Source organism: Mesorhizobium sp. B4-1-4 (genome assembly GCF_006439395.2).
In the GTDB taxonomy this organism is placed as follows: domain Bacteria; phylum Pseudomonadota; class Alphaproteobacteria; order Rhizobiales; family Rhizobiaceae; genus Mesorhizobium.
In genome coordinates, this window is sequence record NZ_CP083950.1 from 5060251 (window position 1) to 5077454 (window position 17204).

Sequence of the window (17204 nt, forward strand, 5' to 3'; positions counted from 1 at the left end):
CTCACGCCGACTTGCGCTTGGTCGCGGCTTCTTTCGGCTTGCCGCGCTTGGTCGCCGCTTTTGCCTTCGCCGCGGTCTTTGCGCGGCCGGTGCCGGAACCGCCTTCGGACGAAAGGCTCTTCTTCAGCGCATCGAACAGGTTGACCACATTGGAGGGCTTGGGCGGCGCCTTGGCCTTCGGCGCCTTGCGGCCAGCCTTCTTGGCACGAATGAGCTCGAGCAGCGCGTCCTCGTATTTATCCTCGAACTTCGAAGGATTGAACTTCGCCTTCTTCTTGTCGATGATGAGCTCGGCCAGATCGGTCATTTCCTGATCCGTCTTCACCGCCTCGATGTCGCCGAAGACGGTGTCAGGCTGGCGCACGGTGTTGTCGTAGCGCAACGTCGTCAGCAACATGCCCTTGCCGAGCGGCTCGATGACCACGGGACGTTCACGCCGATAGAGCACGATGCGGGCCAGCCCCGCCATCTTCTTGCCGGCCATGGCGTCGCGGATGACGGCGAAGGCTTCCTGTGAGACTTTGTCGGCCGGTGTGACGTAGTAGGGGGTATCCAGGTAGATCTGCTCGATGGAGGATTTGTCGACGAAACCGTCGAGCCCCATCGTATGCGACGACTCGATCTGTACGGCCTCGATCTCGTCTTCCTCGATATGGATGAACTCGCCATTGTCGTCTTCGTAACCCTTGATCTCGTCATCGTCCCCAAGCGGCTTGCCGGTTTCGGCGTCGACATAGATCCGCTTCACCGTGTTGCCGGTCTGGCGGTTGAGAATGCGAAACGAGACTTTCTCGGCATGAGTGACGACATTGGTCAGTTCGATGGCGCAGGTGACCAGCGAAAGCTTCAGGTAGCCTCTCCAGGCCGGACGCGGCGCCATGACGATTCCTGTTAAGAAAGACGATTTCCGATAAAAGATGAGGTGCAACGGACAACGTCGCAACCGGTTCCAATCCGGTCGGGCCAAGGCCGGCGCGACTGCCTCCGGTCTTGGCCCTCAGCCCCTTATTCGGCGGCCTGCAGGTTGATCTTGCTTTCCGCCATTTCGGTCAGCTTGCGATCCGTCGCCTGCTCTTCCTTGAGGTTCCTGGCCAGCAGATCGGCGCAGTCGCTGCGGCCAAGCTGCTTGGCCCAGGCGATCAGCGTGCCGTAGCGGGTCATCTCGTAGTGCTCCACCGCCTGCGCCGAAGCGATCAGGGCAGCGTCCAGCACCTCCTTGTCGTCGATATCGCCGCTTACCTCGTCGGCCTCCTCGAGGATGCCGTCAATGGCCGGGCAGTTGACCGTCTTTGCCTTGACGCCACGCAGTTCAAACACCTCCTCGACGCGTTCGACGTGGCCCCTTGTCTGCTCGAGATGTTTTTCGAAGCCGGCCTTCAGCTGCGCGTCGGTGGCTTTGTCGATCATCTTCGGCAACGCCTTCTCGATCTGTTTTTCGGCATAATAGATGTCGCGCAGAGTATGCACGAACAGGTCGTCCAGCGTTTTGATGTCCTTCGAAAAGAAGCCCATGGTTTCAGCCTTTCCATTGCTCTTGCTGTTTCGGGATTGTTGGCCTGCCTTTGGCAGCGCCCATCGAGCCGGCATGCCGGCCCAAGGCTCAACGTCCGGTGCATGGGCCGGTTCCGGTCCCCATTGGCAGGAGGCAAATGAAATTTCCGGCGGCCGTCTGGAAGTTGAAACAGAACCGCGCGCAGGCGACATTCAAACGAAACATATGTGATGCAAAAGTCACACCGGCGAAAATGGCGACAAAAGGCGCCGAAACACCCCGAATCGGCCGCATTCCGGCCACGAAGCGACGGGTTTTCGACCAGAAATTAACATCACGTTCACCGACTATTCACGCCTCGATGCTATCATTCCCGCAAATCGGAAAGGACATCCGAAAACGGGACAGGGACAGGTAAAATGAACTTCCTCACGCACCTCATCGGCTATGCCGCCGCCATCCGCGAATTCGTCGCGCCGACCTATCGGCCCGAGCGCTATTACATGCGCGGCCCCGGTCCGGCTTGCGCCCGCCGCGGCACGTCGCTGGGCGCGCACTGACCATGACTTTCGAGAGCCGCCACAACAGCCGCATCTGCAGGCCGGGTGCCAACTCCCGCGCGACCACCTATCGCGCCGAGCGCCCGATTTTCGCCGACAGGCGGCGGGCGGCATAGCCACGTCTTTGATGCCGCCGGCTGGCTTGGTGTCGCAGGACACGAGCAGCCGAGGCCCGCGTGAGCGACCTTCCCCAAGGCCGCACGAAGTCAAGCCGTATCAAGTCAGGCCGTCCACCTGAATCCTTCGATGCAAGCCATCCGCTGATCGTCTTCGATGGCGCCTGCGTGCTGTGCTCGGGTTTCATGCGCCTCGCGGCCAGGCTCGACCGTCAGAACCGATTCCGCTTCGCCACCGCGCAATCGCCCTTCGACGAAGCGCTGTTCCGGAGACACGGGCCGCGCACCGACAGTTAGGAAACCAATCTCGTTCTTATTGATGGCGCTGCCTTCACACGGCTCGACAGCTGCGCCGCGGTCATTGGCTGAAGGCCGTCCAGTGTTCAGCAGGCGAAATGACATAGCCGGCTAACGGCATGGCTCGCTGGGTTTCGAGATGGCAGGTCGGCCCGGATTTCACACCCGCTCGCCGGGACGATCACGGGCTACCGCGGCTGGCTTGTGCTGGCGGGTTCGCAAGCCTCCAGCACGATCGCCCCGCCCGCCGCCTTACCAAGTTCCCTGCAGCCCTGAGGGGTGCACAGCGTCCACCCATCGCCAGTCGCCCCGGAGGCGGCTAGAACGACGCGGCGCTGCGTACCGATCCTGGGCGCGTAGACCCACCAGCCGCCGCGAAGCACCGCGCCCTCGGGTGGCTCCATGCCGGCGCCCGAGCCCTCGATGCGCGCCTCGACGACTTGCAGGCCGGAAGGCGTCACCCTCCAGTCTTCCTCCCAGCGCGTCCGTTCGACCGAATGCGTCCACGACAGGGTGAAGGCGGTGGCAGCCAGCGCCACTGTCTTGCCGGCGGCCAGGATGCAGAGGCTCACGGGATCGTCGGCCCGGGAGCGCCGGACACGGTGCGGGTGCGGTACCAGTGCGCGCCGACCACCAGCAGCGACAGGACGAAGCCGGCCTCGTCGGTCAACGGCACCGCCGCCACCAGCAGGAAGGCGGCGGCGGCGGCCGCGAACCGTTCCCATACGGTCAGCCGCGTGCGCAGGAAGCCGATCACGGCCGCCCCCCACAGGCCGATCGCCAGCACGGCCTTGACGACGATATAGGCGACCGCGGGCCAATACCCGACCGCCGCCGACAGTGGGCCGCCGTCCTGCAGCATGAGAGCCGGCGTGTAGACGGCCATGAACGGCACGACAAAACCGGCGGCGGCGACCTTTATTGCCTCGAAGGCGATTTTCAATCCGCTTTCCCGGGCGATCGGCGCGGCGGCGAAACAGGCAAGCGCCACCGGCGGCGTCAGATCCGCCAGGATGCCGAAATAGAACACGAACATGTGGCCGACCAGCAGCGGCACGCCAAGCTGGAGCAGCGCCGGCCCTGCAATCGAGGCCGTGATGATGTAGTTTGGAATGGTCGGAATGCCCATACCCAGCACGACGCAGGTCACCATCGTCAGGACAAGCGACAGGAACAGACTGGACTGGCCGATGGAGACGATGAAGGCACCGAAGGTCGTCGCGACGCCGGTCAGCGTCATGGTGCCGACAATGACGCCGACCACGGCGCAGGCAATGCCGACCGGCAGCGCCGTGCGGGCGCCTTCGGCCAGCGAATCCCGGCAGGCGATCAGCGTGTCGCGCCCGCCCGAGACGAAGAGGTTTGCCACGATCAGCACGGCGGCGGCGACGAGAATGGCGTTGATGCCCACCTTGAAGAAGCTGGCGGCGACGAGGCCCAGACCGATCCAGAAGACGGCGCGCAGGATGGGCGAGGGCAGTCCGAGCGCCACCGAGCCGCCGAGGATCAGCAGCACCGTCATGGCGAGTCCGATCGTGCCGGCATAGAGCGGCGTGTAGCCCGAGAACAGCAGGTAGATAAGGACTGCAAGTGGCAGGATCAGGTACCAGCCCCGGCGGAAGGCCGCCAGCGGCGAAGGCAATTCGGCCCGGGACAGGCCAAGCAGATTGTGTTTCCCGGCTTCGAGATGCACCATCCAGAAGGCCGAGGCGAAATAGAGCAAGGCGGGAATGATCGCCGCCTTGACGATTTCGGAATATTCGACGCCGAGCGTCTCGGCCATGATGAAGGCGACGGCGCCCATCACCGGTGGCATGATCTGTCCGCCCATCGAGGCCGTGGCCTCGACGCCGCCCGCAAAGGCGGCACGGTAGCCGAAGCGCTTCATCAGCGGAATGGTGAACTGGCCCGTGGTGACCACATTGGCGACGCCGGATCCCGAGATCGTGCCCATGAGCCCTGATGCGATCACCGCCACCTTGGCCGCGCCGCCGCGTGCATGGCCGACGAAACCCAGCGAGACGTCCGTGAACAGCTTGATCATGCCGGCGCGTTCCAGGAACGAGCCGAACAGGATGAATAGGAAGATGTAGGTGGCCGAAACGTAGATCGGGATGCCATAGATGCCTTCCGTGCCATAGGCCATCTGGTCGACGACTTGCGAAAAGTCGTAGCCGCGATGGTTCAGCGGCGACGGCAGATGCTGGCCGAACAGCGCATAGAGAAGAAAACACCCGGAGATGACCGGCAAGGCCGGCCCCATCATCGCGTAGGCAGCCGCGAAGACGGTGACCAGCGCGATGACGCCGAAGATCAGGTCGGCCGTGTTCAGGTCGCCGGCGCGCAGGATCAGCGGCTGGTATTCGAGATACTGGTAAGCGGCGACGGCGACACCGGCCAGGGCCAGCGCCCAGGCGAGCGTCCGTCCGGCGGCGCCCAGCTTGCGCGCGGATGCGACGAGCGGGAAAGCCAGCAGCATCAGGAAGCCGACATGGGAGGCGCGCAGCACCTGACTCGGGATGCTGAGGATGTGGGCGGCCGTGGCAATCTGGAACAGTGAGAAGATGACCGCGATCCAGAACAGCAGCCGGCCTTCTCGCGATGGCGCGAAACCGCCTCCGGTCGGGTCGTGGAAATCTTCCGCCGTGGCCTCTGTTCTTGTCTCGATGCCGGCCGTCTGAGCCATGGGACTTGCGCCTTCAATCGGCCGGGAGCCGGCCGCCCGGTCCCCGGCCATAGCCGCTTGTCACATCATGCCCTTTTCCTTGTAGTAGCGCGCGGCGCCCGGATGCAGCGGGATGGGCAGCCCCTTGATCGCGTCCTCGAGCTTGATCGACTTGGCGGCATTGTGCGCGGCAACCATCTGGTCGAGGTGCTCGAACAACTGTTTGGTCATCTGATAGGCTTCGTCATCCGACAGGTCGGAGCGGGTCACCAGGATGTTCGTGATGGCCAGCGTCGGGACGTCCTCCTTCTGGCCCTGGTAGGTGCCGGCGGGAATGGTCGCCGCCTGGAACGGCGCGCCCAGCTTCTGGGCGACCTCGGCCGGAACCGCCACCACGGTGATCGGCAGCGATGAAGCAAGGTCCTTGATCGACGCGACGCCGAGCCCCGCCGACTGCAGCGTGGCGTCGAGCTGGCGGTTCTTGATCAGTTCGACCGATTCGCCGAACGGCAGGTATTCGGTCCTCGACAGGTCACTGTAGCTCATGCCCAGCGCTCCGAAGATGGCGCGCGCGTTGAGTTCGGTCCCGGATTTCGGTGCGCCGACCGACAGGCTCTTGCCCTTCAAGTCGGCGAAGGACTTGATGCCGGACTCCTGGCTGGCGACGATCTGGACATAGTTGGGGTATATGGCCGCGATCGCGCGCAGCTTTTCGAGCTTTTGCGGGAAACCGGCATCAGCGTCGCCTTCGGCGGCGGCTTTCACCGAATCGCCGAGCGCGAAGGCGATCTCGCCCTTGCCCTGCTCCAGAAGGTTCAGGTTCTCCACCGAAGCCTTTGTCGCCTGAACCTGGGTGCGCACGCCCGGAATGGTCTTGCCGTAGATTTCCGAAAGCGCGACGCCGAGCGGGTAGTAGACTCCGGAAGTGCCGCCGGTCAGCACGTTGATGAACTCGTCGGCCCTGGCACCGCAGATACCCACGCCAAGCGAAAGGGCCACCACGCCAGCCGCGATGAACTTCGTTCTGAAAAAGAGCACGTGTTTTCCTCCCTGGGATAGCGACAACCGCATCACCTCCTCGACGCGGACCGGCCGAGTTTAGACGGCGGGCCGCAAATGCCAACCCGCAAATGTGTCATTAGACGAACGGTTGAGTGGATCCGGAACGCCTGCCGGCTTGCGCAAGGCGCGACTGCAGCCGAAAGTTTTCCGCAGCCTGTCGAAATCGGTCGCCGCCGCGCGACATACGTTCGGCCCGCAACGGAGCGGCCTTCGAAACCACGGGAGAAGACCCATGCGATACATGCTTTTGATCTACAATGACGAAGCCGCGATGGCGAATGCGCCGAAAGAACAGACCCAGCAGGCCCTCGCGGCCTACGGTGCCTATACCGAAGCTTTGAAGAAATCCTGCGCATGGCTGGCTGGCGAACGGCTGCGCCCGACCCAGGCGGCCACTGCTGTGCGGATGGCCGGCGCCAAGACCAACGTGCTCGACGGCCCCTATGCCGACACCAAGGAGCAGCTTGCCGGGTTCTATATGATCGAGGCGGCCGACATCGATACGGCAATCGAATGGGCGGCGCGCTGTCCCGCCGCCAGCACCGGCACGGTCGAGGTACGGCCCATCTGGGAAATGACCGAGTACGTCACCGAGCAATGAGAGTGTGATGGACGATCGTTCTGAGCAGGCCTGGGCGGCGGCCGAAGCAGCCGCCCGGCAGAGCTACGGCAAGCTGGTCGCGTGGCTCGCGGCCCGCACGCGCGACGTTGCCGGCGCCGAGGACGTGCTGGCCGACGCGTTCGCGGCCGCGCTCGAACGCTGGCCGCGAACCGGTGTGCCCGCGCAGCCGGAAGCCTGGCTGCTTGCCGTGGCGCGGCGGCGCCGCGTCGATGCGGTGCGCCGGCGGCTCACCCGGGAGGCTGGCCGCGAGCATCTCAAGTTGATTGCCGAAGAGATGGAGGCGCGCATGACCGACGAAGACCTGCCCGACGAGCGGTTGCGCCTGATGTTTGCTTGCGCGCATCCGGCGATCGAATCGGGCGTGCGCGCACCGCTGATCCTGCAGACCATCCTTGGCTTCGATGCCGCGACGATCGCTTCGGCGTTTCTTGTCTCACCGGCAACGATGAGCCAACGCCTGGTGCGCGCGAAAACCCGTATCCGCGAAACCGGCATTCCGTTCCGTGTGCCGGAGCGGGCCGAGCTTGGCGAACGGCTGGACGCCGTGCTGGAAGCGATCTACGCGGCTTTCGCCGAAGGCTGGTCAGATCCGGCCGGCACCGAGACGCGGCGCCGCAATTTGGCGAGCGAAGGCATCTGGCTTGGTCGCCTGGTGGCCTCGCTTCTGCCTGACGAGCCGGAGGCGCTTGGCCTGCTCGCATTGATGTTGTTCGCCGAGGCGCGCCGGCCCGCCCGACGCGATGCCGCCGGCGATTATGTGCCGCTGACCGAGCAGGATTGCGCGCTGTGGGACGATGTCTTGATCGACGAGGCCGAGGCCCTGCTTGGCCATGCCGCGACCAGGGGCGTCCTCGGCCGCTATCAGCTCGAGGCAGCGGTGCAGTCGGCCCATACGACGCGACGGCTGAGTGGCCGCACCGACTGGGCCGCGATCAGGCAGCTCTACGATGCGCTGTCGATGATATCAGGTTCGCCCGTCGTGGCGATCAACCGCGCGGTGGCCATCGCCGAGACAGACGGGGCGATGGCAGGGCTGGCCGCGCTTTACGTGCTGGGTGATGACAAGCGCCTCGCCGACTATCAACCCTACTGGGCCGCCCGCGCCGGCCTGCTGGCCAGGCTCGGCAATGTGGTGCATGCGGTCGAAGCCTATGACCGGGCCATCGGCCTCGAACGTGATCCGGCGCTGCGCCGCTTCCTGCAGGCAAAACGGGCTGCGCTTGTTAAAAACTGAGCGCTGAAAGGCGCTGCCGCTCCCGGCGATCTTTCAGCCCGGCCACATCTGGTGCGATGCATTAAGCTTTTGTACCAGCGGATGCGCACGCAGTTCGCTCCACAGGCGTTCAATGTTCGGCCAGGCTGCGCGCGCCTTGCCTGTGTCGGGATGCCAGGCCACCAGCATCACCAGATAGATGTCGGCCAGCGACATCGCCTCGCCGGCCAGCCAGTCACGGCCGCGCAAGGCGGCGTCGATGACGGCAAAGCCGCGATCCATCTCGGCGACGGCAGCCTGCTTGACGGCTTTGGCGCCGTCGGCATCGGCCGTGTAGCGCGGCGCGTAATAGAAGCGCAACATTGCCGGGTAGAGCACCGACGACATGAAGGCCATCCAGCGCAGGAACTCGGCGCGCGCGGCCGCGTCGATCGCCGGTGCCAGGCCAGCCTCGGGGTGGCGCTCTGCAAGCAAGATGCAGATCGCCGCCGATTCGGTGATCGAGCGGCCGTCCGGCAAGGTCAGCACCGGCACCTGGTTCAGCGGGCTGATCTCCAGGAAAGCCGGATCGGGCCGATCGGTCTTCGGCACGTCGATCTGCTCGAAGGGTGCGTTCGCCAGCGCCAGCGCCGCTTCGACGACGAAGCCGCCGCTGCCGGGACGCGTGTAGAGCTTGTACATGAGATACTCCCCCGGCCCGAACAGACGGGCCGTTGGCGATATGAACCGGAAGCAGGGCTCTGCTCAAGCTGGTGGCAGGCGCCACGAGAGGATTTTTTAGCGGGCCAGTTTCATGATGCGGAAGGTTGGCGGGACAGCGCCCCCCTCTGTCCTGCCGGACACCTCCCCCATTAGGGGGGAGATCAGATGTCACGACGGCTTTCGCCAATCACCAGCGTCGAAAAAAAGCGCCTTCAGTGAAACTGCTGATCTCCCCCTAAGTGGGGGGAGATGCCCGGTAGGGCAGAGGGGGGCGCGAAGGAACTCGACTGACGGGGTTCTGATCCCGGCGTACGGAACCCTAAGCCCCCAGCCCCTCAAACAGGATCGTCGACAAATAGCGCTCGGCGAAGTCGGGTATGACCACGACAAGGGTCTTGCCCTTGTTCTCCGGCCGTGAGCCGATGACGATTGCCGCCTGCAGGGCCGCGCCCGACGAAATGCCGACCGGCACGCCCTCGAGCCGGGCGACGAGGCGCGCATTGGCGACGGAATCCTCGTTGGAAACCTTGACGATCTCGTCATAGATCGTGGTGTCGAGGATCTTTGGCGCGAAGCCGGCGCCGATGCCCTGGATCTTGTGCGGGCCTGGCTGGCCGCCAGACAGCACCGGCGAGGCTTCCGGCTCGACGGCGACGACATGCAGTGAGGGCTTGCGCTTCTTCAGGACCTGGCCGACGCCGGTGATGGTGCCGCCAGTGCCGATGCCGGCAACGAAGATGTCGATCTCGCCCTGCGTGTCGTTCCAGATTTCCTCCGCTGTCGTCTTGCGGTGGATTTCCGGATTGGCGGGGTTTTCGAACTGCTGCGGAATGACGGCATTGGGGATGGTCGCGGCCAGCTCGTCGGCCTTGGCGATGGCGCCCTTCATGCCTTTCGGCCCTTCGGTCAGCACCAGCTCCGCGCCAAGCAAAGCCAGCATCTTGCGGCGCTCGACCGACATCGTCTCGGGCATGGTCAGGATCAGCTTGTACCCCTTGGCGGCGGCGGCGAAGGCGAGCGCGATGCCGGTGTTGCCCGAGGTCGGTTCGATCAGCGTCGTCTTGCCGGGCGAGATCTTGCCGGCCGCTTCCAGCGCCTCGATCATCGCCACGCCGATGCGGTCCTTGACCGAGGCGATCGGATTGAAGAATTCGAGCTTGGCGACGAGATTGGCAACGATGCCCTTCTCCTTGGCGAACTTGTCGAGCCGTACCAGGGGCGTGTCGCCGATCGTGTCGGTGATGGAGCCGTAGATGCGGCCGCGGCCGGGGACGCGGGCGGAGGTGACGGGCTTGTTCATTGGTTTCGCTCCCAGGATTTCAGGCGATTGGCATCAGCCGGCAAGATAGAGCCTTCGATCGCGCAAGATAAACCGTCGGCCGAAAATATCCGAGTAGGGCTTGTGTCTAAAACGCTTCCGCCTTGGAAAAGCGTTTCGGGGCGACGCCCGTTTCTGGAACGGATTCGCTGAAAGCGCCCTATTGGCGGGCGGCGATCGCTGCCGCTGCGCCGATCATGAAACCGGCCGCCGTGCGGTTCAGGGCCTTCAGCGCGCGCGGCGATTTCAGGAACCAGCGCGCCTTGGCGGCGAGCGCCAGGTAAGGCACCAGCACGACGAACAGGACGACGACCGTCAGCGCCGCGAGGATACCATAGTCGGCAGGCGTGATCGTCTTCAGGTCGACGATGGTCGGCGTGATGGCGAGATAGAAGATCATCGTCTTCGGATTGCCGAGCGTCACGGTAAGGCCGGCGGCGAAGCTCGACAGCAATCCGGCCTTGCCCTTTTTCGCTTCGACGGTTTCGGGCGTGATGCCGGCGGTCCAGAAGCGCCAGCCGAGAAAAGCCAAATAGGCGATGCCGGCCCATTTGATCGCAAAAAACACCATGCCGAAGGTCTGCGCGATGAGGGCAAGGCCCAGCACCACGGCGGTCAGATAAGTGAGATCGCCAGCCATCAGGCCGAAGGACATGGCCAGCGACGAGCGGAAGCCGGAGCCCAGCGCACGCGCGACAAGCGCCGTGATCCCGGGGCCTGGAATGGCGGCGGCGACGCCGAGAGCGGCGCTATAGGCGAGGAAGCCGGTGAGGGTCATGATGCGGCCTTGCGTCCGGAAACGCTGTTGGGACGGCGCCTTGTCGCACGAAGCCGGGCTCGCGTGAATTCCCTGAAGCCGGATTCCATTGCACCACGCCGAGGCGCGGTCAGGAACGACCGCCCCCGTAGGTCACGCGCCAGATCGTGCCGTTGCCGTCCTCGGTCACGATCAGCGCGCCGTCGCTCGCCACCGCCACGCCCACCGGCCGGCCCCAGACCTCGCCGTTGGAGATGACGAAACCGGTCATGAAATCCTCGTACTCGCCGGTCGGCTTGCCGTCCTTGAACTTGAGCCGGACGACCTTGTAGCCGGTCCTGTTGCCGCGGTTCCACGAACCATGCAGGGCCACGAAGGCATCGCCCCTGTATTCCTTGGGAAATCCGGTGTCGGCGGGCAGATCCTTGCCGTCGTAGAAGGCGATGTTGAGCGGCGCCGAATGCGCCTGCATCAGCACGTCGGGAATATCGGCCTTGCCGGCAAGATCGGGGCGCGCGCCTTTGTGGCGCGGATCCTCGTTGTTGCCGATATAGTACCAAGGCCAGCCATAGAAGGCGCCCTGCCTGACAGCGGTTGCATATTCGAACGGCACATTGTCGCCGAGCGCGTCGCGCTCATTGACAACGCACCACAGCGCGCCGGTCGCCGGCTGCACCGTCATGCCGGAACAGTTGCGCAGGCCCGTGGCGACGATACGGCCGTTCTTGCCGTCCGGATCGAAGGCCCGCACGTCGGCGCGGCCTTCCTCGGCACCCCAGGTGGCGCCGAGCGGCTTCGACTTCACCCACGCATCGAGGCCGCCATCCGGCTTCCTGCTCATATCCTCGGCGACGTTCGACCCGGAGCCGACCGAGAGATAAAGCGTCTTGCCGTCAGGAGAAAAGGCGATGTCGCGGGTCCAGTGGTGGTTCGAGGGGATGTTGTCGACGATCGTCTCCGGCTTGCCGGAGGCCTTCAGCGCGCCCTTGCGGTAGGCGAAGCGCACGATGCTGTCGCTGTTGGCGACATAGACCCATTGCGGGTCGTTGCCCGGCGGATAGAAAGCAACCCCATAAGGCTGGTTAAGTTTGCCGGCAAAGATGCTTTTCTCGGCGGGTTTCGCGCTGCCTGGAGCCAGGCGGTAGACACGAAGCAGGTTGGCTTCGCTGTCGGCGACAAACAGGTCGCCATTCGGCGCGATGCGCACGACGCGCGGATTGTCGATGCCCGAGGCGATCAGTTCGGCCGAGAATCCCGGCGGCAGCCGTGGCTTTGTATCGGCCGGCATGTCGGCAAGGCTGGCGCTGTTGGAGGCCGATTTGGTGGCATAGGGTTTCGGCAGGTCTTCCGGCTTGATCAGCCGTCGCACCCCGGGTTCGTCGGCGCGCCAGTCGCCGAAGGCGGCCGCGCCTCTTAGGACCGGTTGGTCGGCGGCCAGGACCGAACTGGCAATCACAAGGCCAACCGGGATGGCGGCCATTGAAGCAAATTGGATCATGGGATCCTCCGCAACGTGTCGGCAATCGGTTGCCACGGCCAGCGGCAACGGCTGACCATCGCGATTGTTCCACGCCACACGTCGAGTTGAAGCGGCGCCGGAGCGGCGGTCAGGCCTCCGTGGCGTCGAGGTCGCTGTCGAGGCGCCTTTCCAGTTCGACGAGATCGGCCGGTAGCGGCAGGCCCATGGCGCGCATCTCGCGCAGTTTTTCGCGCAGCTGCTCCTGCACTTCATGCGCGTCTTCCGGCTGGTTGACCATCTCCTCCAGCAGCAAGCTGATCTGGGCCTTGAACGATTCGAGCGCCATTGTTTTTCTCCTTGCGGCCTGTTCGTTCGGTGCCGCACTCGAAGGTGCGTCGACATCCCGTAGGCCGTGCCGAAATATCTTACCGCAGCATGCGGGATATCAGCTGCGCCGTATAGTCGACCATCGGCACGATACGGGCATAGTTGAGCCGGGTCGGGCCGATGACGCCGAGCGCGCCGACCACGCGGGCATCCTTGTCCCGGTAGGGTGCGACCACCAGCGATGAGCCCGACAGCGAAAACAGCTTGTTCTCCGAGCCGATGAAGATGCGTACGCCCGATCCCTGCTCGGCAAGGTCGAGCAGCTGAATCAATCCGTCCTGCGTCTCCATGTCCTCGAACAGATGCCGCAGCAGTTCGATGTCGGCCTGCGCGGTGACGTTTTCGAGCAGATTGGCGCGCCCGCGTACGATGAGCCGCGCCGGCAGGCCGCTTTCCGCGCCCGCCCATACCGCCAGCCCTTTCTCGACGAGGTCCTGCGACAGCGTGTCGAGTGCGGCTCTCGTCTCTTCCTTGATGCGTGCGATCTCGCTGCGCGCCTCGGCCAGCGTGCGGCCGCGAATATGCGCGTTGAGGAAATTCGAAGCCTCGTGCAGTTGCGAGACGGTGATGCCGGCGGGCAGATCGAGGACGCGGTTCTCGACGTCGCCATTCTGCGACACCAGCACGGCAAGCGCCTTGGTCGGCTCCAGCTGGATGAACTCGATATGCTTCAGCGCCACCTCGTTCTTCGCCGCCAGCACCAGGCCGGCACCGCGCGACATGCCCGACAGCATCTGGCTGGCCTCGGTCAGCATATGCTCCAGCGTCGCGCCCGAGCCGGAGGCCCGCACCTGCGCCTCGATGGTGCGGCGCTCCTCGTCGGAGAGGTCGCCAAGCTCCATGAAGGCGTCGACGAAGAAGCGCAGGCCGGCCTGGGTCGGCAGCCGGCCGGCCGAGATGTGCGGCGCGTAGATCAGCCCGAGATGTTCGAGGTCGCTCATCACATTACGGATGGTCGCCGGCGACAGCGAGGAGGGCAGGATGCGCGACAGGCTGCGCGAGCCCACCGGCTCGCCGTCCCTGAGATAGGAATCGACGATGCGCCGGAAGATGTCGCGTGAGCGCATGTCAAGCGATTGAAGCGCAAGCGGCTGCGAACCGGGATCGATTGCCTTGGTCATTCGGCCGAAAACCTCCTTGCTGAGGATATAGACTTCGGCGCGGCGCGCGCAACCGGTGTCTGCGTCGGATCACCCGGACCGTTTTCCTTTGCGCGCTGCCCCCCATGCGTCTAAAAGCCGGCCACGATTTCAAAACTGACAGAAAGCAGGCCGAATGCGCCCCTCCAAACGCCAATTCGACGAAATGCGCGCCATCTCCTTCGAGCGCGGCGTCTCCAAGCACGCCGAAGGCTCGTGCCTGGTGAAGTTCGGCGACACCCATGTCCTGTGCACGGCAAGCCTCGAGGAGAAGGTTCCCGGCTGGATGCGCAATTCCGGCAAGGGCTGGGTGACGGCCGAATATGGCATGCTGCCGCGCTCCACCGGCGAGCGCATGCGCCGCGAGGCCTCGGCCGGCAAGCAGGGTGGCCGCACGCTGGAGATCCAGCGCCTGATCGGCCGTTCATTGCGCGCAGTGGTCGATTTGCAGGCGCTGGGCGAACAGCAGATCACCGTCGACTGTGACGTCATCCAGGCCGATGGCGGCACCCGCACCGCCTCGATCACCGGCGGCTGGGTGGCGCTGTACGACTGCCTGCGCTGGATGGAAGCGCGGCAGATGGCCAGTGTCTCCAAGGTGCTGAAGGACCATGTCGCGGCGATTTCCTGCGGCATCCATGACGGCCAGCCGGTCATCGACCTCGATTATCTCGAGGATTCCTCGGCCGGCACCGACGCCAATTTCGTCATGACCGGCAAGGGCGGCATCGTCGAGATACAGGGCACCGCCGAGGGCGAGCCCTTCTCCGAGGATCAGTTCGCCGCCCTGATGGGCCTGGCCAAGAAAGGTATTTCGCGGCTGGTGAGTTTACAGCAGATGGCGGTAGCGTAGTTTTCAAATGCCGAGCTTCACCCCCCTCTGCCCTGCCGGGCATCTCCCCCTCAAGGGGGGAGATCGGATGCCTGGTTTGCCTTCGCCAACTATCAATGGCGCAAGGGGTGCGGTGACGGTGAAACTGCTGATCTCCCCCCTTGCGGAGGGTGAGGAGTGGTCCGCGCAGCGGACGGGAAGCCAATTGCTTGGCTTTCCGAACGACAAACTCCCGGAGCGACAGCGTAGGGCCGGGTCCGGCAGGCCAGAGGGGGGCGCCTCGTGACACCCTCCGCGATCCTGGAATCGGCCCTCTACGTCGCCGATCTCACTGCCGCCGAAACCTTCTACACCGATATTCTCGGCCTTGACCTGCTCGGCAAGGTCGACGGCCGCCATCTCTTCTTCCGCTGCGGACCCGGCGTGCTGCTGATCTTCAACGCCGAGGCGACCAGAATCCCGCCCGCACCCGATGCCAAGCTGAAAGTGCCGCCGCACGGCACGGTCGGCGAAGGTCATCTCTGCTTCGCGGCAACCGCCGACGAGATCACCCGCTGGAGAGCGCATCTCGAGGCGAAAAACATCGCCATAGAAAGCGAATTCGAATGGCCGCAAGGTGGCCGTTCGATCTATATACGCGACCCCTCGGGCAATTCGATCGAGTTCGCCGAGCCAAGAATCTGGGGCCTTTGATGCATTCGCCGACCGTTCATACGCTTGATGGGAAGAAGATCGTCGTCGCCAGCCACAATGCCGGCAAGCTGCGCGAATTCGCCGACCTGATGGGGCCGTTCGGCTTCGAAGCGAAATCGGCCAAGGATTATGGCTTGCCGGAACCTGACGAAACCGGCACCACCTTCGAGGAGAACGCCTACATCAAGGCGCTGGCCGCCGCAAAGGCGACCGGCCTGCCAGCGCTGTCGGACGATTCCGGCCTGTGCGTCGACGCGCTCGACGGCGCGCCCGGCGTCTACACCGCCAACTGGGCCGAAACCCCTGAGGGAACGCGCGATTTCGCCATGGCCATGCAGCGCACGGAAGTGGCATTGCAGGAAGTCGGCGCGGCCGAGCCGTCGCGGCGAACGGGCCGCTTCGTCGCCGTCATTTGTCTGGCCTTTCCTGATGGCGAGGCGGAATATTATCGCGGCGAGGTGGAAGGCACGCTGGTCTGGCCGCCGCGCGGCGGGCTCGGCTTCGGCTATGATCCGGTGTTCCTGCCCGATGGCTTCGAAAAGACCTTTGGCGAGATGAGCGCCGAGGAAAAACACGGCTGGAAGCCCGGCCAGGCGACCGCTTTGTCACACCGCGCCCGCGCTTTCCAGAAATTCGCCCGCGCCAGGCTGGGCGCGCAATGATTGGGACCGGCATGAGCATGGCGCTCGACCGGACGCCCGGTTTCGGCGTTTATGTCCACTGGCCGTTCTGCGCGGCCAAATGCCCGTATTGCGACTTCAACAGCCATGTCCGCCACCAGCCGGTGGACCAGGAGCGCTTTGCCGACGCATTCGAGGCGGAACTGGCAACGATGCGCCAGCGCACCGGCTCGCGCGAGGTGACCAGCATCTTCCTCGGCGGTGGCACGCCGTCGCTGATGAAACCCGAAACGGTGGCCAGGGTTCTGGACGCGGTGGCGAAGAACTGGACGGTGCCGGATGGCATCGAGGTGACGCTGGAAGCCAATCCGTCCTCGGTCGAGGCCGAGCGGTTCCGCGGCTATCGCGCGGCCGGCGTCAATCGCGTCTCGCTCGGCGTGCAGGCGCTGAACGACAAGGATTTGCGTTTCCTCGGCCGCCTGCACAATGTCGAGGAAGCGCTGCATGCGATCGGCCTGGCGCGCGAGATCTTTCCGCGCCTGTCCTTCGACCTGATCTATGCCCGGCCCGGCCAGACACCTGAGGCTTGGGCATCCGAGCTCGAACAGGCGATCGGCCATGCCGCCGACCATCTGTCGCTCTATCAATTGACCATCGAGGAAGGCACGCCGTTCTATGCGCTGCATGCGGCGAAGAAATTCATCATTCCCGACAACGACCATGCCGCCGATCTCTACGCATTGACGCAGGAGATCACCACGGCGCATGGCTTGCCGGCCTACGAGATTTCCAACCACGCCCGGCCGGGCGCCGAAAGCCGGCACAATCTGACCTACTGGCGCTACGGCGAATATGTCGGCGTCGGCCCCGGCGCGCATGGCCGCTTCGTCGAGAATGGCCATCGGGTGGTGACCATCGCCGAAAAGATGCCGGAGACCTGGGCCAATCTGGTCGAGGCCAAGGGCCATGGCGTCACCGGCGGCGAGATCCTGACGCGCTCGGAAGAGGCCGACGAATTCCTGCTGATGGGGCTGAGGCTGGCCGAGGGCATCGACCTGTCGCGCTACGAGGCTTTTTCCGGACGCGGCCTGTCGAGCGCGCGGCTGTCGGTGCTGCAGGGCGAAGGGCTGGTGGCGCCGATCGGCAATGCCCGCCTGCGCGCCACGCCGGCCGGCATGATCGTGCTGGATGCCGTGGTGGCGGATCTGGCGCGGTAGAGCATGATCCCCGAAAGTGGGAACCGGTTTTCGGACAAGATCATGCTTCAGAG

General features: G+C 64.6%; 19 protein-coding genes. 8 read left to right on the forward strand and 11 right to left on the reverse strand.

Annotated features, from left to right (window positions below; genetic code table 11):
- Window position 1: 1 nt before the first annotated feature.
- Together FJW03_RS24425 and FJW03_RS24430 are read right to left on the reverse strand one after the other, a co-directional pair.
- Window positions 2-880 (reverse strand): Ku protein, encoded by an 879-nt coding sequence (locus tag FJW03_RS24425; protein WP_140765729.1) that lies wholly within the window; start codon window positions 878-880, stop codon window positions 2-4.
- Between the two features lie 125 nt (window positions 881-1005).
- Entirely contained in the window at window positions 1006-1512 is a 507-nt protein-coding gene (locus FJW03_RS24430) for a ferritin-like domain-containing protein (protein WP_140610608.1), read from the reverse strand.
- A 399-nt stretch (window positions 1513-1911) separates the two neighbouring features.
- On the opposite strand from FJW03_RS24430, the gene FJW03_RS24435 reads away from it, so the two are divergent.
- Together FJW03_RS24435 and FJW03_RS24440 are read left to right on the forward strand one after the other, a co-directional pair.
- Window positions 1912-2052 (forward strand): hypothetical protein, encoded by a 141-nt coding sequence (locus FJW03_RS24435; RefSeq protein ID WP_013892047.1) that lies wholly within the window; start codon window positions 1912-1914, stop codon window positions 2050-2052.
- 176 nt (window positions 2053-2228) lie between these two features.
- Window positions 2229-2465, forward strand: a complete 237-nt coding sequence (locus tag FJW03_RS24440) for a DCC1-like thiol-disulfide oxidoreductase family protein (RefSeq protein WP_226890455.1) — start codon at window positions 2229-2231, stop codon at window positions 2463-2465.
- Window positions 2466-2653: 188 nt separating this feature from the next.
- Here the strand turns inward: FJW03_RS24440 and FJW03_RS24445 are convergent, their stop codons facing one another.
- Genes FJW03_RS24445 through FJW03_RS24455 form a run of 3 tightly spaced genes read right to left on the reverse strand, consistent with a single transcriptional unit; the run spans window position 2654 to window position 6168 of the window.
- On the reverse strand, window positions 2654-3037 hold the full coding sequence (locus FJW03_RS24445; protein ID WP_140610609.1) for a DUF1850 domain-containing protein: 384 nt from the start codon (window positions 3035-3037) through the stop codon (window positions 2654-2656).
- A complete protein-coding gene (locus FJW03_RS24450; RefSeq protein ID WP_140765731.1) occupies window positions 3034-5151 on the reverse strand; it encodes a TRAP transporter permease in 2118 nt (705 codons plus the stop codon). The genes FJW03_RS24445 and FJW03_RS24450 overlap by 4 nt, the downstream gene beginning before the upstream one ends.
- 60 nt (window positions 5152-5211) lie before the next feature.
- Window positions 5212-6168 carry a TAXI family TRAP transporter solute-binding subunit gene (locus tag FJW03_RS24455; RefSeq protein WP_226890456.1) on the reverse strand — a complete coding sequence of 319 codons (957 nt, stop codon included), beginning with the start codon at window positions 6166-6168 and terminating at the stop codon, window positions 5212-5214.
- A gap of 256 nt (window positions 6169-6424) precedes the next feature.
- On the opposite strand from FJW03_RS24455, the gene FJW03_RS24460 reads away from it, so the two are divergent.
- Window positions 6425-6793: a YciI family protein gene (locus FJW03_RS24460; protein WP_140765786.1), complete on the forward strand. Its 369-nt coding sequence runs from the start codon at window positions 6425-6427 to the stop codon at window positions 6791-6793.
- 7 nt (window positions 6794-6800) lie between these two features.
- Window positions 6801-8048 (forward strand): RNA polymerase sigma factor, encoded by a 1248-nt coding sequence (locus FJW03_RS24465; protein WP_140765735.1) that lies wholly within the window; start codon window positions 6801-6803, stop codon window positions 8046-8048.
- Between the two features lie 33 nt (window positions 8049-8081).
- On the opposite strand, the gene FJW03_RS24470 is transcribed toward FJW03_RS24465, so the two are convergent.
- From FJW03_RS24470 to hrcA, 6 genes are all read right to left on the reverse strand, one after another.
- Window positions 8082-8708: a glutathione S-transferase family protein gene (locus tag FJW03_RS24470; RefSeq protein WP_140765737.1), complete on the reverse strand. Its 627-nt coding sequence runs from the start codon at window positions 8706-8708 to the stop codon at window positions 8082-8084.
- Window positions 8709-9048: 340 nt separating this feature from the next.
- Entirely contained in the window at window positions 9049-10029 is a 981-nt protein-coding gene (gene cysK, locus FJW03_RS24475) for a cysteine synthase A (RefSeq protein WP_140610615.1), read from the reverse strand.
- A gap of 178 nt (window positions 10030-10207) precedes the next feature.
- Window positions 10208-10825, reverse strand: a complete 618-nt coding sequence (locus FJW03_RS24480; RefSeq protein WP_140765739.1) for a LysE family translocator — start codon at window positions 10823-10825, stop codon at window positions 10208-10210.
- A 109-nt stretch (window positions 10826-10934) separates the two neighbouring features.
- Entirely contained in the window at window positions 10935-12302 is a 1368-nt protein-coding gene (locus FJW03_RS24485; protein WP_140765741.1) for a PQQ-dependent sugar dehydrogenase, read from the reverse strand.
- 109 nt (window positions 12303-12411) lie between these two features.
- Window positions 12412-12609 (reverse strand): hypothetical protein, encoded by a 198-nt coding sequence (locus FJW03_RS24490; protein WP_140610618.1) that lies wholly within the window; start codon window positions 12607-12609, stop codon window positions 12412-12414.
- Window positions 12610-12688: 79 nt separating this feature from the next.
- Window positions 12689-13771: a heat-inducible transcriptional repressor HrcA gene (hrcA, locus tag FJW03_RS24495; protein WP_140765743.1), complete on the reverse strand. Its 1083-nt coding sequence runs from the start codon at window positions 13769-13771 to the stop codon at window positions 12689-12691.
- A gap of 154 nt (window positions 13772-13925) precedes the next feature.
- Here hrcA and rph point away from each other — a divergent pair, with 154 nt between their 5' ends.
- The 4 genes from rph (at window position 13926) to hemW (ending at window position 17151) form a co-directional block, all read left to right on the forward strand.
- A complete protein-coding gene (gene rph / locus FJW03_RS24500) occupies window positions 13926-14642 on the forward strand; it encodes a ribonuclease PH (RefSeq protein WP_140610620.1) in 717 nt (238 codons plus the stop codon).
- A 261-nt stretch (window positions 14643-14903) separates the two neighbouring features.
- Window positions 14904-15314 (forward strand): VOC family protein, encoded by a 411-nt coding sequence (locus FJW03_RS24505; RefSeq protein WP_140765745.1) that lies wholly within the window; start codon window positions 14904-14906, stop codon window positions 15312-15314.
- Window positions 15314-15976, forward strand: coding sequence for an RdgB/HAM1 family non-canonical purine NTP pyrophosphatase (gene rdgB / locus FJW03_RS24510; protein ID WP_140765747.1), 663 nt, complete (start codon window positions 15314-15316; stop codon window positions 15974-15976). Before FJW03_RS24505 ends, rdgB begins: the two co-directional genes overlap by 1 nt.
- Window positions 15973-17151: a radical SAM family heme chaperone HemW gene (gene hemW / locus FJW03_RS24515; protein ID WP_181173291.1), complete on the forward strand. Its 1179-nt coding sequence runs from the start codon at window positions 15973-15975 to the stop codon at window positions 17149-17151. The genes rdgB and hemW overlap by 4 nt, the downstream gene beginning before the upstream one ends.
- Window positions 17152-17204 lie beyond the last annotated feature (53 nt).

Bases quoted from the DNA above. Each gene is read 5' to 3' on its own strand.
- FJW03_RS24450 (WP_140765731.1), bottom strand. From the start codon at position 5,151: ATGGCTCAGACGGCCGGCATCGAGACAAGAACAGAGGCCACGGCGGAA.
- FJW03_RS24430 (WP_140610608.1), bottom strand. From the start codon at position 1,512: ATGGGCTTCTTTTCGAAGGACATCAAAACGCTGGACGACCTGTTCGTG.
- FJW03_RS24480 (WP_140765739.1), bottom strand. From the start codon at position 10,825: ATGACCCTCACCGGCTTCCTCGCCTATAGCGCCGCTCTCGGCGTCGCC.
- FJW03_RS24460 (WP_140765786.1), top strand. From the start codon at position 6,425: ATGCGATACATGCTTTTGATCTACAATGACGAAGCCGCGATGGCGAAT.
- hrcA (WP_140765743.1), bottom strand. From the start codon at position 13,771: ATGACCAAGGCAATCGATCCCGGTTCGCAGCCGCTTGCGCTTCAATCG.
- FJW03_RS24490 (WP_140610618.1), bottom strand. From the start codon at position 12,609: ATGGCGCTCGAATCGTTCAAGGCCCAGATCAGCTTGCTGCTGGAGGAG.
- FJW03_RS24435 (WP_013892047.1), top strand. From the start codon at position 1,912: ATGAACTTCCTCACGCACCTCATCGGCTATGCCGCCGCCATCCGCGAA.
- FJW03_RS24465 (WP_140765735.1), top strand. From the start codon at position 6,801: ATGGACGATCGTTCTGAGCAGGCCTGGGCGGCGGCCGAAGCAGCCGCC.
- FJW03_RS24470 (WP_140765737.1), bottom strand. From the start codon at position 8,708: ATGTACAAGCTCTACACGCGTCCCGGCAGCGGCGGCTTCGTCGTCGAA.
- rdgB (WP_140765747.1), top strand. From the start codon at position 15,314: ATGCATTCGCCGACCGTTCATACGCTTGATGGGAAGAAGATCGTCGTC.
- cysK (WP_140610615.1), bottom strand. From the start codon at position 10,029: ATGAACAAGCCCGTCACCTCCGCCCGCGTCCCCGGCCGCGGCCGCATC.
- rph (WP_140610620.1), top strand. From the start codon at position 13,926: ATGCGCCCCTCCAAACGCCAATTCGACGAAATGCGCGCCATCTCCTTC.
- hemW (WP_181173291.1), top strand. From the start codon at position 15,973: ATGATTGGGACCGGCATGAGCATGGCGCTCGACCGGACGCCCGGTTTC.
- FJW03_RS24485 (WP_140765741.1), bottom strand. From the start codon at position 12,302: ATGATCCAATTTGCTTCAATGGCCGCCATCCCGGTTGGCCTTGTGATT.
- FJW03_RS24425 (WP_140765729.1), bottom strand. From the start codon at position 880: ATGGCGCCGCGTCCGGCCTGGAGAGGCTACCTGAAGCTTTCGCTGGTC.